Origin of the sequence: Variovorax sp. J31P207, assembly GCF_030316965.1 — a bacterium.
GTDB lineage: Bacteria > Pseudomonadota > Gammaproteobacteria > Burkholderiales > Burkholderiaceae_C > Variovorax > Variovorax ginsengisoli_B.
In genome coordinates, this window is record NZ_JASZYN010000004.1 from 185,752 (window position 1) to 202,319 (window position 16,568).

Genomic DNA, 16,568 nt, shown 5'->3' on the forward strand with positions numbered 1-16,568 from the left:
GTGACCTGAAGAAAAACGGCGCTTTCCCCTATGGAAAACGCCGTTGTTGCTCGCGCGCCTCGGCGCGGGGGCTATTTTTCAGCTGCGCTTGGCGATGACCTGGTCGATCAGGCCGTATTCCTTGGACTCGTCGGCCGTCAGGAAGTAGTCGCGCTCGGTGTCGCGGGCGATCTTCTCGAACGACTGGCCGGTGCGGTCGGCCAGGATGCGGTTCATCTGCTCGCGGGTCTTGAGGATGTCGCGGGCATGGATCTCGATGTCCGTGGCCTGGCCGCGGGCGCCGCCGAGCACCTGGTGGATCATGATCTTGGAGTTGGGCAGCGAAAAACGCTTGCCCTTCTCGCCGGCCGCCAGCAGGAAGGCGCCCATGCTGGCCGCGAAGCCGATGCACAGGGTCGAGACGTCGGGCTTGATGAACTGCATGGTGTCGTAGATCGCCATGCCGGCGCTGACGCTGCCGCCCGGAGAGTTGATGTAGAACGAGATGTCCTTGTCGGGGTTCTCGCTTTCGAGGAACAGCAGCTGCGCCACCACCAGGTTGGCGGTCTGGTCGTTGACTTCGCCGACCAGGAAGATCACGCGCTCCTTGAGCAGGCGCGAATAGATGTCGTAGGAACGCTCGCCGCGGCCCGATTGCTCGATGACCATCGGAACCATGCCGAGGCCTTGAATGTCCTGTGCGCTCATGTGTGCTCTCCAGAGGGGTTTTATACGGTACCCAGACGACATGGGGCCCGTGCCGGAAAGCACAAGCCCCAGGGCGCGGCGGCCGGCAGGATCAACCCTGCTGGGCCATCAGTTCGTCGAAGGACACCGACTTGGCATTGACCTTGGCCTTGCCGAGCACGAAGTCCGTGACGTTGTTCTCGATCACCACCGCTTCGACTTCGGCCAGGCGGCGGTTGTCGCTGAAGTACCAGCGCACCACGTCGGCCGGCTTCTCGTAGCTGGCGGCCAGCTCGTCGATGTGGGCCTTGATCTGCTCGGGCTTGGCCTGGAGGTTGTTGGCGCGGACCAGCTCGGCCACCACCAGGCCCAGGCGCACGCGGCGCTCGGCTTGCGGGCGGAACACGTCGTCGGGGATCGGCGCCTTGTCGGCGTCCTTGATGCCGCGCTGCTTGAGCTCGGCGCGGGCGCCTTCGACCATGCGGTCGACTTCGGCCTGCACGCTGGAGTTCGGCAGGTCGAGTTCGGCGTTGGCGATCAGGGCGTCCATGACGGCGTTCTTGTTGCGCGCCAGCAGGCGGAACTTGACCTCGCGCTCGAGGTTGCGCTTGATGTCGGCGCGCAGGCCCTCGACCGTGGCGTCGGCGATGCCGAGCGACTTGGCCAGCTGTTCGTTGACTTCGGGCAGGTGCGAGGCTTCGATCTTCTTGACGGTGACCATGAAGTCGGCCTGCTTGCCGGCCACGTCCTTGCCGTGGTAGTCGGCCGGGAACGAGAGCGGGAAGGTGCGGCTGTCGCCGGACTTGAGGCCGCGCACCGCGTCTTCGAATTCCTTCAACATCTGGCCTTCGCCGACGATGAACTGGAAGTCCTCGGCCTTGCCGCCCTGGAAGGTCTCGCCGTCGATCTTGCCTTCGAAGTCGACCGTCACGCGGTCGCCATCGGCCACTGCGGCGTCCTGCGGGCGCTGGGCGAAGGTGCGGCGCTGCTTGCGCAGGATGTCGAGGGTCTTGTCGATCGCTTCGTCGCCCACTTCGGCGTCGAGTTTCTCGACTTCGGCGCCCGACAGGTCGTTGATCTTGACGTCGGGGAAGACTTCGAACACCGCGTCGAAGGCGAGCTGGCCTTCGGGCGACTCTTCCTTCTCGGTGATGCGCGGCTGGCCGGCGACGCGCAGCTTGGCTTCGTTGGCGGCCTGCGAGAAGGCCTCGCCGACCTTGTCGTTCATGACTTCGTAGTGGACCGAGTAGCCGTAACGCTGGGCGACGACGTTCATCGGCACCTTGCCGGGACGGAAGCCGTCCATCTTGACGGTGCGGGCCAGCTTCTTGAGGCGCGAATCGACCTCGGACTGGATGGTGCCGACCGGCAAGGTCAGCGTGATCTTGCGTTCGAGCTTCTCGAGGGTTTCAACGTTCACGGTCATTTCAGTCTTCCTTTTGAGGGGTCTTTTTTGCTGGTGCGCGGGGCCGGACTCGAACCGGCACGTTCTTGCGAACGTCAGGACCTAAACCTGGTGCGTCTACCAATTTCGCCACCCGCGCAGTTCCAGTTTTTCAGGTGAATACCGAGAAAGGCTCAGCTCAGACGTGCCGCGCTTCCGGTAAATGGCGGCGGGTGGGCTTTCGCACCACCCGCCTGAAATCGGTCAACCGCGTATTTTAAACGCTAACCGGGACGATTCCTGACGCCACTGGCGTCTCGCGCTTGACGCGGAAGCAGGCCGCGTACATGGCCGGCAGCGCCAGCAGGGTCAGCACGGTGGCGACGATCAGCCCGCCCATGATGGCGACCGCCATCGGGCCCCAAAACACGCTGCGCGACAGCGGGATCATGGCCAGCACCGCCGCCGCGGCGGTCAGCACGATCGGCCGCAGCCGCCGCACCGCCGATTCGACGATCGCGTCCCAGGCCGGCACGCCGGCGGCGCGGTCGCTCTCGATCTGGTCGATCAGGATCACCGCATTGCGCTGGATCATGCCCATCAGCGCGATCACGCCGAGCAGCGCCACGAAGCCGAAGGGCCGGTTCAGGGCCAGCAGCGCGCCGGCCACGCCGACGATGCCGAGCGGCCCGGTGATGAACACCAGCAGCGAGCGGCTGAAGCTGTGCAGCTGCAGCATCAGCAGGGTGAACACCAGGAACAGCATGATCGGCACGCCGGCGACGATCGAGGCCGAGCCCTTGCTGCTCTCCTCGACCGCACCCGCGACGTCGATGCGGTAGGCGCCCTGGCCGTCGGCGGCCCATTTCGCCTCGAGCGCGCGCAGCTGGGGCAGCAATTCGTTGGTGACTGTCGCGCCCTGCATGCCCTCCACGATGTCGCCCTGCACGGTGATCGCGTAGTCGCGGTTCCAGCGCCACATCACGCCCGGCTCCCAGCTGAACACCGGCTTGGCGATCTGGGTCAGCGGGATCGAGCGGCCCGAACTGGTCGGCAGGTAGGCATTGCCGATGTCCGAAATCGCCTCGCGCTCGTCCGGCGACTGGCGCAGCACGATGTCGATCAGCAAGTCGTTCTCGCGGAACTGGCCGACCGTGGTGCCGCTGAACATGGTGCGCGACGCCTGCGCGATCGCCTGGCTGGTGACGCCGAGCGCGCGCGCCTTGTCCTGGTCGACCTCGAGGCGGATCACCTTGACCGATTCGTTCCAGTTGTCGTTGACGCCGCGCATGTGGGCGTTCTCGCGCATCACGGCCTTGACCTCGTCGGCCCGCACCCGCAGCTGCGCCGGGTCGGCGCCGACGACGCGGAACTGCACCGGGTAGGGCACCGGCGGACCGTTGGGCAGCAGCTTGACGCGGCCGCGGGCCTCGGGGAATTCCTGTGCCAGCACCGCCGGCAGCTTGAGGCGCAGCTTCTCGCGCCAATGCAGGTCCTTGGACAACAGCAGCAACTGCGACACGTTGGTCTGCTGGAACACCTGGTCGAGCGGCAGGTAGAAGCGCGGCACGCCCGAGCCGATCCAGCTGGTGACGGTGTCGACGCCCTCCTCTTCCTTCATCCGCTGCTCGACCCGCTTGACCACTTCCTCGTTGGCGGCGAACGACGTGCCCTCGGGGAACCAGAGCTCGACCAGGATCTCGGGCCGGCTGGAATCGGGGAAGAACTGCTGCTGGACCTTGCCCATGCCGACGATGCCCAGCGCGAACATGAGCACGGTGGCGCCGATGGTGAGCCAGCGGTGCTCGACGCACCAGTTCACCGACTTTCGGAAGGCGTTGTAGAACGGCGTGTCGAACAGCTCGTGCGGCGGCGCGTCGGGGTCGTGCGGCTTGACCTTGAGCAGCAAGGTGCCCAGGTACGGCACGAAATACACCGAGACGAACCAGCTCAGGACCAGCGCGATCACGGTGACCGCGAAGATCGCGAAGGTGTATTCGCCGGTGACCGATTTCGCCAGCCCGATCGGCAGGAAGCCGGCCGCGGTGATCAGCGTGCCGGTCAGCATCGGCTTGGCCGTGACGTCGTAGGCGAAAGTGGCGGCGCGGACCTTGTCGTAGCCCTCCTCCATCTTGCGCACCATCATCTCGACCGCGATGATCGCGTCGTCGACCAAGAGGCCGAGCGCGATGATCAGCGAACCCAGCGATATCTTGTGCAGCCCGATGCCGAAGTAGTTCATCGCCAGGAAGGTGACGGCCAGCACCAGCGGGATCGTGATCGCCACCACCAGCCCGGGCCGGATGTCGATATACCAGCCGAAGCGCCCGCCCTTGTGCAGGCCGAGGGCGACGAAGCTCACCGCGAGCACGATCGCCACCGCCTCGATCAGCACGTGCACGAATTCGTTGACCGAGCGCGACACCGAGACGGGCTGGTCCTGCACCTGCACCAGCTTGACGCCCAGCGGCAGCCGCTTGTCGATCTCCGCGGTGGCGCCGCGCAGCGCCTTGCCGAGCGCGATGATGTCGCCGCCCTTGGCCATCGAGACGCCGAGCGCGATCACCTCGCGGCCCTCGTGGCGCACCTTGATCGCCGGCGGGTCGATGTAGCCGCGGCGGATCTCGGCGATGTCGCCGAGCCGCAGGTGGTTGCCGGAGCTGCCGCGGATCGGCATCGCGCGCAGCTGGTCGACGCTGGTGAACTGGCCCGCCACCCGGACCTGCACCACGTCCTGCGGCGCCTGGATCGTGCCGGCGCTCTCGACCGCGTTCTGCGATCCGATCTGCGCCAGCACCGCATTGAAATCCAGGCCCAGCTGGGCGATGCGCTTCTGCGAGACCTCGATGAAGATCTTCTCGTCCTGGACGCCGAACTGCTCGACCTTGGCCACGTCCTTGACCCGCAGCAGCCGCTGGCGCACGTCATCGGCGAAGGTCTTGAGCTCGGCATAGCTGAAGCCGTCGCTCTCGAGCGCGTAGATCACGCCGTAGACATCGCCGAAGTCGTCGTTGAAGAACGGGCCCTGCACGCCCGCGGGCAGCGTCTGGCGCATGTCGGAAATCTTCTTGCGCACCGTGTACCAGACGTTGGCGACGTCGCCGGCCTTCGACGAATCCTTGATCTCGAAGATGATCTGCGACTCGCCGGGCTTGGAGTAGCTGCGGATCTTGTCGGCATAGGGCGCCTCCTGCAGCGTGCGTTCGAGCTTGTCGGTGACCTGCTCGGCGACCTGCTGCGCGGTGGCGCCGGGCCAGTAGGTGCGGACCACCATCGCCCGGAAGGTGAACGGCGGGTCTTCGTCCTGGCCGAGCTGGAAATAGGACGCGAAGCCCAGCAGCATCAGCACCAGCATCAGGTAGCGGGTGAGGGCCGCGTGCTCGAGGGCCCATTTCGAAAGGTTGAATCCGGCCTTGCCGGCGTCGGCGTTCTGCTGCGCGCTCATCGCGGTGTCCTCAGCGCACCGCCACCGGCGCCGCCGCGGACTTGTCGCGGTAGATCGACACCTTCTGCCCCGGCGACAGCACGTGCACGCCGGCCGCCACCACCAGCATGCCGGGCGCGAGGCCGGAGGCGATGACCGCCTCGTTGCCGTCGGCGGTCGCCACCTGCACCGGCTGCGAGCGCACCGTCAGGCTGGCCGGATCGAGCACCCAGACGGCGCTGCCGCTGCCCTCCTGGCGCAGGGCGCTGGTCGGCAGCTTGAGCACCGGCGTGCCGCTGTGCGACAGGGCCTTGGGGCGCGCGTAGACGGTGGCGCCCAGCGCCGGCGCCGTGGCGGCATCGATCGCCACCTTGACGGAATAGGTGCGGGTGACGGCATCGGCGCTGGCCGCGACCTCGCGCACCTTGCCCTCGAGTTCGCCGCCGCCGGACCAGCCGCGCACCGCCACCGGCGAGCCCGGCTTGACCAGGGCCGCGCGGTCCTCGGGCACCGCGAAGACCACGTCGCGGGCGCCGTCCTGGGCGATCCGCACCACCGGCGCGCCGGCCGCGACCACCTGGCCGGGCTCGGCCTCGATCGCCGTCACGATGCCGGGCACGTCGGCCACCAGCGAGGTGTAGCTGGTCTGGTTGCCCTGCGCCGACAGCTGCGCCTGCGCCTGCTCGAGCTGCGCCTGGGCGGCCTTGTAGGTGCTTTCCCGGCGCTCGAGATCGGCACCGCTGATGAAGTTCTGCTCGCGCAGTTCGCGATAGCGCTTCAGGTCGGCCAGCGAGAGGTCGCGGTTGGTCAGGGCCGCGGCATGCGCGGCGCGCGCGCCTTCGGCGGCCAGCCGGAAGTCCTGCGGATCGAGCTGGGCCAGCACCTGGCCGGCCTGGACGTGCTGGCCCAGTTCAGCCTGGCGCCGGGCGATCTTGCCGGCAACCCGGAAGCCGAGCCGCGACTCGACCCGGGCCTTCACCTCGGCCGAGAACTCGGGCTCGGTGTCGTAGGCGCTGGTCCCGACCTGGACCACCTTGACCGCACGCAGGGGTTCTTCGGCCGCCGGCGGGCGCGAGCAGCCGGCCAGCGCGAGCACGGCCAGCAACAGCCAGGCGCGGCCGGGAAATGGGTTGGAGGTCGACGCGGTCATGGAGCACCCTTGAGATTGCGGACGGGGTCATTAATGACCAGCCGGTTAGTAATCTAGGGTAAACGCGAATCGATGTCAAACGGAATCGGGGGCGACTTCGGTCCCGCCGGCCCTCCGCTACCCCCGCTGCCCCATCTCCACCAGCCGGTTCCCCGGCAGCTCGAAATAATCGGAAGCCCGGCCCGCGTTACGCTGAAGCCAGCGGAACAGAGCCCGGCGCAAGGGGTTCATGCCCGGCAGGTGGGCATCGACGACGGAGGCCCGCGAGACGAAGTACGAGGTCGTCATCGAGTCGCAGGCCAGGCCCTTCTGGTAGGCCAGGATGCGGATGAACTCGGGCACGTCGGGGCGTTCCATGTAGCCGTGGCGGGCGGTGACGACCCAGACGCCGCTGCCGAGCGACTCGGCCTCGATCCGCTGGCGGGCGTCGACCCGCGGCGTGTTGCAGGGCAGCACCCGCAGCACGATCGCCTGTTCGTGCAGCACCTGGTTGTGCTTGAGGTTGTGCAGCAGGGCGTGCGGGACCGAGTCGGCATCGGCATTGAGAAACACGGCCGTGCCGCGGACCCGGTAGGGCATGTGGGCCTCCAGCGAGCGGACGAAGGGTTCGAGCGGCAGCCGCTCGGCCTCCGCGGCGGCCAGCCCGAGCCGGCGGCCCTTGCCCCAGGTCGTGAACAACAGCATCACCCCCACCGCCACGGCCAGCGTCAGCCAGCCGCCCTGCAGGATCTTCAGGCTGTTGGCGGTGACGAAGGTGACGTCGACCAGCGCGAACACCAGCACCCCGGCCAGCACCGCCACCCGGTTCCAGCGCCAGAGGCGCCAAGCCACCACGCCGGTCAGCAGCGTGGTCGTCACCATCGTGATCGACACCGCGATCCCGTAGGCGGCCGACAGCGCGCTCGAACTGCGAAAGCCGATCACCAGCAGCAGCACGCCCACCATCAGCAGCCAGTTGATGGTCGGCACGTAGATCTGCCCGATGGCCAGGCCGGAGGTCTGGACCACCTGCATGCGCGGCAGGTAGCCCATGCGCATGGCCTGGGCCGTGATCGAGAAGGCGCCGGAGATCACCGCCTGCGAGGCGATCACGGTGGCCATCGCGGCCAGCACCACCATCGGCAGCACGCCCCAAGACGGGAAGAGACGGAAGAACGGGTTGTCGATGGCGGCCGGATTGCCCAGCACCAGCGCGCCCTGGCCGAAATAGTTCAGGGCCAGCGCGGGCAAGGCGATGAAAAGCCAGGCCAGCCGGATCGGCCTGGCGCCGAAATGCCCCATGTCGGCATAGAGCGCCTCGCCGCCGGTGAAGGCCAGGAACACAGCGCCCAGCACCGCCAGCGACTGGGCCCGGTGGTGCAACAGGAAGCCTAGTGCACGCTGCGGGTCGAGCGCCGCCAGCACCTGCGGCTGCTGCAGCACCTGCCACAGGCCCGCCAACGCGATCAGGACGAACCACAGCAGCATCACGGGCCCGAAGATGTTGCCGACCACCCCGGTGCCCTTGCGCTGGACCGCGAAGAAGGCGATCAGGATCGAGACCGTGATCGGGATCACGAAGGGCTGCAGCCCCGGCGCCTCGACTTCGAGGCCCTCGACCGCCGACAGGACCGAGATGGCGGGCGTGATCAGGCTGTCGCCATAGAAGGTGGCGGCACCCACCAGGCCCAGCCAGCCGACGGCCTGCACGAGCCAGCGCCGCGCCGGCGGCTTGGACACCGCGCCGGCGGCCAGCGCCTGCAGCGCCAGGATGCCGCCTTCGCCGTCGTGGTCGGCGCGCAGCACGAACACCACGTACTTCAGCGTCACGACGAACATCAGCCCCCAGAAGATCAGCGACAGGAGCCCGAGTACCGAGTCGGGCGTGAACGGCACGCCATGCTCCGGGTTCATCGTCTCCTTGAAGGCGTAGAGCGGCGAGGTGCCGATGTCGCCGAAGACCACGCCGAGGGCGGCGACCATGACGAGCGGCAGCCGCTGCCGGTGCGGCGCAGGATGGGAGAGATTCGTCTGCGACGTCGATATGGGCATGGCGGGGGGATTCGTGGGCGCTCCGATCGTAGCGTGCGGGACAATCCGCTGCGTGTCATCCCTCTCCCCTCCCCCGCTCGCAGCCGCGCCCACGCACTACGAGAACTTCCCCGTCGCCTCCTGGCTGTGCCCGCCGCGGCTGCGCCCGCCGATCGCGGCCATCTACGCCTTCGCCCGCACCGCGGACGACATCGCCGACGAAGGCGATGCCGGTCCGGCCGAACGGCTGGAGGCCCTGCGCGACTTCCGTGCCGACCTCGGTGCCGCCGCGGGAGGTGTGGCGCCCGCCAGCCGCTGGCCCGAGGTGTTCGGGCCGCTGGCCTTTGCGATGCGCGAATTCGCGCTGCCCGAGAAGCTGTTGGCGGACCTGCTGTCGGCCTTCGTGCAGGACATCGAGAAAACCCGCGATCGCGCCGGCTATGCCGACCGCGCCGAGCTGCTGGACTACTGCCGCCGCTCGGCCAACCCGATCGGGCGCCTGCTGCTGCACCTGTACGGCGTCACCGACGCGCGCTCGCTGGCGCAGAGCGACGCCGTCTGCAGCGCGCTGCAGCTGATCAACTTCTGGCAGGACCTGAGCGTCGACCTGCCGCGGGGGCGCCGCTACCTGCCGCGCGAGGACTGCCGCGTCCACGGGCTCGCGGACGGCGATTTCGACCGCTTCGCCCCGCTGGCGACGACCGCGCCGCCGTCGGCCGCCATCGCGCTGGTGGCGAGCGAAGTGGCATGGGCCCGCGGAATGATGCAGGAAGGCGCGCCGCTGGTGCACCGGCTGCCCGGGCGCGCCGGCTGGGAACTGCGCTTCGTGGTCCAGGGCGGCAGCCGGATCCTCGACAAGATCGAGGCCCAGGGCTGCGACAGCTTCTCGGCCCGCCCGACCCTCGGCCGCGGCGACGCGGCGCTGCTGGCCTGGCGGGCCTTCCGGATGCGGAGACAATCGGCCGCATGAAGAGTCCCGCACGATGACCCCCGAGCAGTACGTCCAGGACAAGGCCGCTGCGTCGGGCAGCAGCTTTTACTACGCTTTCCTGTTTCTCCCGAAACCGCGCCGCGCGGCGATCACGGCTTTCTATGCCTTCTGCCGCGAGGTCGACGACGTGGTCGACGAAGTCAGCGACCCCGGCGTCGCGGCGACCAAGCTCGCCTGGTGGCGCAGCGAGGTCGCGCAGTCATTCGCCGGCCAGCCTCACCACCCGGTGATGCAGGCCCTGATGCCGCACGCGGCCGCCTACGGCATCGAGGAACGCCAGTTGCAGCAGGTGATCGAGGGCTGCCAGATGGACCTCGACCAGACCCGCTACCTCGACTTCCCGGCGCTGCGCCGCTATTGCCACCTGGTGGCGGGCGTGGTGGGCGAAGGCGCGGCACGCATCTTCGGCCAGACTGACTCGCAGACCACCGAGTACGCGCACAAGCTGGGCCTGGCGCTGCAGCTGACCAACATCATCCGCGACGTCGGCGAAGATGCCCTGCGGGGCCGCATCTACCTGCCGGTCAACGAACTGCAGCAGTTCGACGTCAAGGCCCACGAGATCCTGAACCGGGTCCATTCCGAGCGCTTCGTGGCGCTCATGAAGTTCCAGGCCGGCCGGGCGCTGGGGGCCTATGACGAGGCCCTCGCGCTGCTGCCCACGGCCGACCGGCGGACCCAGAAGCCCGGACTGATGATGGCCAGCATCTATCGCACGCTGCTCGAGGAGATCGCGCGCGACGACTTCAAGGTGCTCGACCAGCGCGTGAGCCTGACGCCGGTGCGCAAGCTGTGGCTGGCGTGGCGCGTGCAGGCACTCGGGAAATTGTGATTTGAGCACCGTTGCGGTCGTCGGTGGCGGCTGGGCCGGCATGGCCTGCGCGGTCGAGGCGGCGCGGGCCGGGCATGCGGTCACGGTCTTCGAGGCCGCGCGGCAATGGGGCGGGCGGGCGCGGGCGCTGTCGGCGACGCTGCCCGACGGAAGTCCGCTCTTGCTCGACAACGGGCAGCACATCCTGATTGGCGCCTACACCGAGACCCTGGCGCTGATGGCACGGGTGGGCGTCGATACCGGTGCGGCCCTCCAGCGCATTCCGCTGGTGCTGCGCTTCCCGGACGGCGGCGGACTGTCGCTGCCGCAGCTGCCGCACTGGCTCGACCGGGCGACGCGCCGGTTGGCACCACTCGACGTGCTGGCCGGGGTGCTGGCGGCGCGCGGCTGGTCGTGGCGGGACAAGCTGTCGCTGCTGCAGACGTCCATACGCTGGCAGCGGCAAGGCTTCGCCTGCGCCGACACGGCCACGGTGGCCGACCTGTGCGGCACCCTGACGCCGCGCGTGCAGGCCGAGCTCATCGAGCCGCTGTGCCTGTCGGCCCTGAACACGCCGCCGGCCGAAGCCAGCGGCCAGGTGTTCCTGCGGGTATTGGCGGATGCGCTGTTCAAGACGCCCGGCGGGTCGCAGCTGCTGCTGCCGCGGGTCGACCTCGGTGCGCTGTTCCCCGACGCGGCCGATCGCTGGCTGCGGCAGCACGGCGCCCGGACCGAAACGGGCCGCCGGGTGCGCACGCTGGCGCGCCATGGCGCCGGCTGGCAGGTCGACGGCGAGCCCTTCGATCGGGTGGTGCTGGCCTGCCCGCCCTGGGAAGCGGCCCGGCTGGCGGCCGACGAGGCGCCGCACTGGGCCGCGGCGGCCGAGGCGCTGGCGCACGAAGCCATCGCCACCGTCTACCTGCACGGCGACACCGTGCTGCCGGCACCGATGCTCGCGCTGCGCAGCCGCGACGACGCGCCGGCGCAGTTCGTCTTCGATCGCGGCCAACTCGGCGGTCCGCGTGGCCTGCTGGCCTGCGTGATCAGTGCCAGCGGTGCCGACCGCGAACAGTTGCAGCGCCAGGTGCTGGCGCAGGCCCGGCAGCAACTCGGCCAGCCCGACCTGCAGGCGGTGCTGACGGTGGTCGAGCGGCGCGCCACCTTCGCCTGCGTGCCCGGGCTGGTTCGCCCACGCCAGGCGCTGGCGCCGGGCCTGCTGGCCTGCGGCGACTACGTGGATGGCGCCTATCCGGCCACGCTCGAAGGCGCGGTGCGCAGCGCCATCGACGCCGCACGTGCGCTCGCCTAGACCCGCCTAAGCCCGCCCCGCCGGCTTGCCGGCACCCGCCCAATCGGCGTGGAAGCCCGCGGACGGCGCATTCATCATGGCCTCGAGCGGATCGCCGACCCGCGGCGAGGGCGTCGGTCGAATCACCGGCGCCGGCTCCGGCCACACCGGGGCCACGTGAAGCCGCGACTCCGATTCGAGCGCGATGCCGTGCTTTTCCATCAGCCGATACAAGGTCATGCGCGAGACCCCGAGTTCGCGCGCGGCATGCGTGATGTTGCGTCCCACCCGCGTCAGGGTCAGGCAGATCACGTCGCGCTCGGCCGCCGTGCGTGCCAAGTCGAGCCCCATGCCGGCCACGTTCTCTACCGCCTGCAGGCCCAGGTCGGTGGGTCCGATCAGGCGCCGGTCGGTCATGACGACTGCGCGCTGCACGCGGTTGAACAGCTCCCGGACGTTGCCCGGCCACGCGTGGGCGAGCATCGCGGCCAGCGCCTGGCGGCTGAATCCGCGCACCCGCGTGCGGCTCTTGGCGACGCAGCGCTGGAAGAAATACTCGGCCAGGATCGGCACGTCCTCCATCCGCCGGCGCAGCGGCGCGACGTCGATCGACAGCACGTTCAGCCGATAGAACAGGTCTTCCCGGAACTGCCCGACGGCGACCGCCTCGGCCAGGTCCACGTGGGATGCGGCGACCACCCGCACATCCACATGGATGTTGCGCACGCCGCCCACGCGGCTGATCGTCTTTTCCTGCAGGAAGCGCAGCAGGTTAGTCTGCAGCTCGATCGGCAGGTCGCCGATCTCGTCGAGGAAGATGGTGCCGCCGCTGGCCGCTTCGATCAGCCCTCGGCGTTCAGACGATGCGCCGGTGAAGGCGCCGCGCTCGTGGCCGAACAGTTCGGACTGGATCAGCGACGGCGATATCGCGCCGCAGTTGACGGCCACGAAGGACCCGGCCGAGCGGTGCGAGCACTGATGGATGGCGCGCGCCGCCAGTTCCTTGCCGCTGCCGCTCTCGCCTCCGATCAACACCGGCGCCTCGGTCGCGGCGACCTTGCGGATCTGCTCGCGCAAGCGGGTGATCGCGGGCCCCTGCCCGACCATGCCGAGCGCATCCACCGCATGCCGGCGGGCCGCGTCGTGGCGCTGCCGCAGCATGGCGCGCTGGGTCGCGTGGCCGAGCACCAGTTCCAGCTCGTCCAGGTGGAAGGGCATCAGCAGGTGATCGAAGAAGCTCCCCAGGACGAGGTCGCGGAAGGCCGGCGACTCCAGCGCCTGGGGCTCGCACACCGCCACCCACTCGCTGCCGCCCGAGGCGCCGATGCAGGCCTCCACCGCCGTCTCGGGCACGCTCAATTCGGCGCCCGCCACCAGCAGGCCGAGCATGAAGCTGCGGTGCGCCTGCAGGCGGCCCGCGGCGGCCAGGTCGTTCGCCTGGGCCAGGTCCCAGCCGCGCCCGAGCAACTGCTCGGCCACCCGCATCGAATGGCCGCCTAGCGTCACGCAAAGAATGCTGCCTGGTTGCTGCATGGTGACCAATCCCAGCCGCGGCTAGAACGACATCGGCACCCGGACTGTCATCTGGAGATCGGGCGTATCGCGCGTCAGCCCCGCGCCCACGGTCACGTTCAAGGTGGTCTTGGGGCTGTAGCGGTACGAGTAGCCCAGCAGCAGCGAAGCCAGTTGCGTGCGCACCGAACCGATCACGCGCTGGCCGTTCTGCTCGGTAGGCCCGATCGAATACAGCTCCATGCCCAGGCTGAAGGACGAACGGTCGTTGATGGACAGGCCCATGCCGAAGTTCAAGCCCCACACGTTGCCGGGCTTGACGTCGCCGATGAACTCGCGCTCGCCGTTGAGCACCAGCCGGCTGATGCCGCTGCGGGAGAAGTTGTAGGTGAAGTTGAGGCCGCCGAAGAACACCGCGGGATCCGACGGCAGCAGCCAGGTGACGCCCGGCTGCAGCGAATAGAAGCCCGAGCCGGTGGCCAGGTCGAGCGGCAGGCCGGTGCCGGTGGCGTTGCCGATGCAGCGCGTCACGCAGTCGGTGACCACCTCGAACGGGTCCGTGCCGGTGCGCGACTTGAAGCGCAAGCCGCCGATCACGTAGGGCATGCCGTCCTTGCCGTCGGTGATCTGGTAGCGGGCCGCGAATTCGGCATCGCCCATGCCGCTGCCCTTGGTGTTGAAGACGTTGTCGAACGCCGAGCCGGTGAAGATCTCGCGGCTGATCGTGTCGTCCGAACGCGAGACGTAGGGCAGCTTGGCTTCGAACTCGAGCCGGTTGGTGGCGCCCCAGCGGCCGGTCAGGGTGCCGATGAAGGTGTTGCGCTTGAACTCGCGCACGTCGATCAGCCCGATCAGCAGGGCCGGGATCACCGTGTAGCCCACCAGCGAGGCGCGATTGCTGGACGAATAACCGTAGAAGAGTGAAGGCTCGAAGACGAACTTGCCCTTGGGCGTGAGGACGCCGGGTTCGTCGAACAGCTGCGCATATTGCGGCGGCTGCGGCGTCTCGTCGCTGGGCGCGACGCCGACCTGCACCGGCCTCGCGCCGGCATCGGCCGCCTCGCCCTCCGGGGCCGGCTTGCGGGTCGCGGTCCGGGTCGCATCGGGCGCCGGCGCGCCGCGCGCCTCCTGCGTCTCGAGGCGCTGCTGCAGTTCGCGGTAGCGGGCCTCCTGCTGGTCGGCCTGCTCCTTCAGTGCGTCGATCTGCCGGCCCTGGTCCTTCACCTGCTGCTGCAGCGCCTCCAGGCGCTTGGCTGCATTGCGCGTCGAGGAAGCACCCTGGCTCTGAGCAAGGGCACCCGACCATGCCAGTGACGAACAGGCCAGCAATGCCAGCGCCCTGTGCGGACCGAAGGTCTCCATGGTGTCCCTCTCTTGCTTCTTGGTACGAGCGTTTTCGCGTGCCAGCCTAATCGTAAAGAACAAGCACACCAAGCTACAAGTTGCAAACAAAGGTAAGGAATTTGTAGCGAATTCAGTCGCTGTCTCAGATTTGTTGCACTTCGGTCCGGACGACCGCCGGCGGCTGCGCGGCGCGCTGCGCCAAGCCTGGCCTCGCAGCCAAAGGGGCGGCCCCCGAGCAAGGCCTAGCTTCGACGCGATCAACTGTCACACCGACGTGACGAAAAGCACGCCGGCGCAAGGCTGGAGCCGGTCCGAGGGTTGTCGAACCCTTCGGCGCACAGCCGTGCCGCTACATCGAACGGCCGTCAAGGGAGTGTGACAGAGCGAGTGCCGAATCCCTCCCTGCCGCCCGCTCCGCGCGGCGTCGATGGAAGGCTCCGGACGGTCGCGAAGCAGCCTTCGCCTCTGGGCGCGAGGGCCGGCGAAACAAGCCGTAAGTTGCTGGCACCGAAGTTGCACATGGCCCCTCGATTTGCGGCGACGCACGTCAATACCAAGCTTGTTCAACTTTCTGGAGGGTTCATGAAAAAGACACTTCTGGCTTCGGCCATTGCCCTTGCCTTCGGGTTCAGTGGTTCGGTGTTTGCAAATGACACGGATCAGCGCACCCGTCAAACGACCGATACGGGCAGCAACACCGCCACCAGCACGAGCACCAGTACGAGTACGAGTACCAGCAGTCGCACGAGCTCGAGTACGAGGAACAGCACGAGTACCAACAGGGAGTCGGGTGCTGCCGACGCGAGTGCAGAACGTTCTGCCGCCATCAACAACGGGTCCACCGGAAACTTCACCAACGCCTTCAATACGGCCAAGGCAACAGCCGTGAGCAAGCTCGAAGGCTATGTGTCTGGCAACAGCGTGTCCAACATCGGCAACTACGCCACCAACAATGGCTCTGTCGCGGGCGGCAACGGCTATGGCGGACGTGGCGGCACGGGCAAGGGCGGCGCAGCCTATGGCACGGGCACGGGCGGCAACGGTGCCACGGGCACCGGTGCGGTCGGCGCGGTGGGTGGCAGCGCATCCAACGGCGCCATCCAGCATGGCAGCGCCACGATCGGCGATTCCACGGCAGGTGACGGCGGCAACGGCCTCGGCGGCATCGCCGCAGGCCTGACCGGCAGCGGACGCGCCTCCTCCAGTGGCGGCGACGGCGGACGCGGCGGCGCGAGCGGTGACAGCGGACGCGGCGGAAGCAGCGGCAGCCTGTCCGCTGCGCTCGGCGGCAGGACCGGCGGTGGCGGCGGCGGCGGAAGCACCGGCAACACCTCGGGCGGCTCGGGTGGTTCGGGCGGTGATGGCGGCGGCCTGGGTGCAGGCGGCGCGGGCGGTGCGGGCGGTGCAGGCGGCACCAGCGGCACGGCAGGCGCAGGTGGCGCGAGCGGCGCGGGCGGAGCCGGCACATCGACCAGCACGGCAGGCGCAGGCGGCGCGAGCGGCGCCACGGGCGGCGGCGGAGCGGGTGGAGCAGGCGGAGCGAGCGGCACTGCCACCAGCACCGCGACCGGCACCCAGACCGGCGGCGCGGGCACGGGCGGCGCAGGCGGCTCGAGCACGGTCGGCAGCGCCACCAACGGCAGCGCCAGCAACGGCAACAACACCGCAGGCGCCGGCGGCGCGGGCGGTAGCGGCACGGGCGGCGCAGGCGGTGCGGGCAACGGCGGAACCAATACCGGCAACGGCGGAACCGGCGGCACCGGCAACGGTGGCACGGGCGGCGCAGGCGGCACGGCAACCGTGAATGCCGGCACGTTCAACATGTCCAACACCATGACCAGCGTCGGCCAGACGGCGGCGGGCATCATGGTCGCGAACCAGAACAGCGGCATCGCGTCGATGGTTCAGCAAAGCGTGAACGTGCAGGCCAACCTGTCCGTGGGACGTTGATCGAAGCCTGAGACCGATCATCGCCGTGCGACCCGGGT

The 16,568-nt window shown here is 68.8% G+C and carries 11 protein-coding genes and 1 tRNA gene; 4 read left to right on the plus strand and 8 right to left on the minus strand.

All coding sequences use genetic code 11. From position 1 onward, the window contains the following. Positions 1-78: 78 nt before the first annotated feature. The 6 genes from clpP to QTI68_RS15515 form a co-directional block, all read right to left on the minus strand. Positions 79-687, minus strand: a complete 609-nt coding sequence (clpP, locus tag QTI68_RS15490) for an ATP-dependent Clp endopeptidase proteolytic subunit ClpP (RefSeq protein ID WP_286504210.1) — start codon at positions 685-687, stop codon at positions 79-81. A 91-nt stretch (positions 688-778) separates the two neighbouring features. Then, positions 779-2,092 (minus strand): trigger factor, encoded by a 1,314-nt coding sequence (gene tig, locus QTI68_RS15495; RefSeq protein WP_286522471.1) that lies wholly within the window; start codon positions 2,090-2,092, stop codon positions 779-781. A 31-nt stretch (positions 2,093-2,123) separates the two neighbouring features. Then, positions 2,124-2,210, minus strand: a tRNA-Leu gene (locus QTI68_RS15500). Between the two features lie 117 nt (positions 2,211-2,327). Continuing rightward, entirely contained in the window at positions 2,328-5,495 is a 3,168-nt protein-coding gene (locus QTI68_RS15505) for an efflux RND transporter permease subunit (RefSeq protein WP_286522473.1), read from the minus strand. Positions 5,496-5,505: 10 nt separating this feature from the next. After that, positions 5,506-6,624, minus strand: a complete 1,119-nt coding sequence (locus tag QTI68_RS15510) for an efflux RND transporter periplasmic adaptor subunit (protein WP_286522475.1) — start codon at positions 6,622-6,624, stop codon at positions 5,506-5,508. A gap of 117 nt (positions 6,625-6,741) precedes the next feature. Next, positions 6,742-8,655: a potassium transporter Kup gene (locus QTI68_RS15515; RefSeq protein ID WP_503011685.1), complete on the minus strand. Its 1,914-nt coding sequence runs from the start codon at positions 8,653-8,655 to the stop codon at positions 6,742-6,744. Positions 8,656-8,707: 52 nt separating this feature from the next. Between QTI68_RS15515 and hpnC the strand changes: the two genes are divergently transcribed. From hpnC to hpnE, 3 genes are read left to right on the plus strand one after another with little or no spacing between them, the layout of a single operon-like run. Further along, positions 8,708-9,604 carry a squalene synthase HpnC gene (hpnC, locus tag QTI68_RS15520; RefSeq protein ID WP_286522476.1) on the plus strand — a complete coding sequence of 299 codons (897 nt, stop codon included), beginning with the start codon at positions 8,708-8,710 and terminating at the stop codon, positions 9,602-9,604. A 13-nt stretch (positions 9,605-9,617) separates the two neighbouring features. Beyond that, positions 9,618-10,457 carry a presqualene diphosphate synthase HpnD gene (gene hpnD, locus QTI68_RS15525; RefSeq protein ID WP_286522477.1) on the plus strand — a complete coding sequence of 280 codons (840 nt, stop codon included), beginning with the start codon at positions 9,618-9,620 and terminating at the stop codon, positions 10,455-10,457. Position 10,458: 1 nt separating this feature from the next. Further along, positions 10,459-11,745, plus strand: a complete 1,287-nt coding sequence (hpnE, locus tag QTI68_RS15530) for a hydroxysqualene dehydroxylase HpnE (RefSeq protein ID WP_286522479.1) — start codon at positions 10,459-10,461, stop codon at positions 11,743-11,745. A 6-nt stretch (positions 11,746-11,751) separates the two neighbouring features. Here the strand turns inward: hpnE and QTI68_RS15535 are convergent, their stop codons facing one another. Beyond that, on the minus strand, positions 11,752-13,257 hold the full coding sequence (locus tag QTI68_RS15535) for a sigma-54 interaction domain-containing protein (protein ID WP_286522481.1): 1,506 nt from the start codon (positions 13,255-13,257) through the stop codon (positions 11,752-11,754). A 21-nt stretch (positions 13,258-13,278) separates the two neighbouring features. After that, positions 13,279-14,598, minus strand: coding sequence for a tol-pal system YbgF family protein (locus QTI68_RS15540; RefSeq protein ID WP_286522482.1), 1,320 nt, complete (start codon positions 14,596-14,598; stop codon positions 13,279-13,281). 564 nt (positions 14,599-15,162) lie between these two features. Between QTI68_RS15540 and QTI68_RS15545 the strand changes: the two genes are divergently transcribed. Continuing rightward, a complete protein-coding gene (locus tag QTI68_RS15545) occupies positions 15,163-16,530 on the plus strand; it encodes a hypothetical protein (protein WP_286522483.1) in 1,368 nt (455 codons plus the stop codon). Positions 16,531-16,568 lie beyond the last annotated feature (38 nt).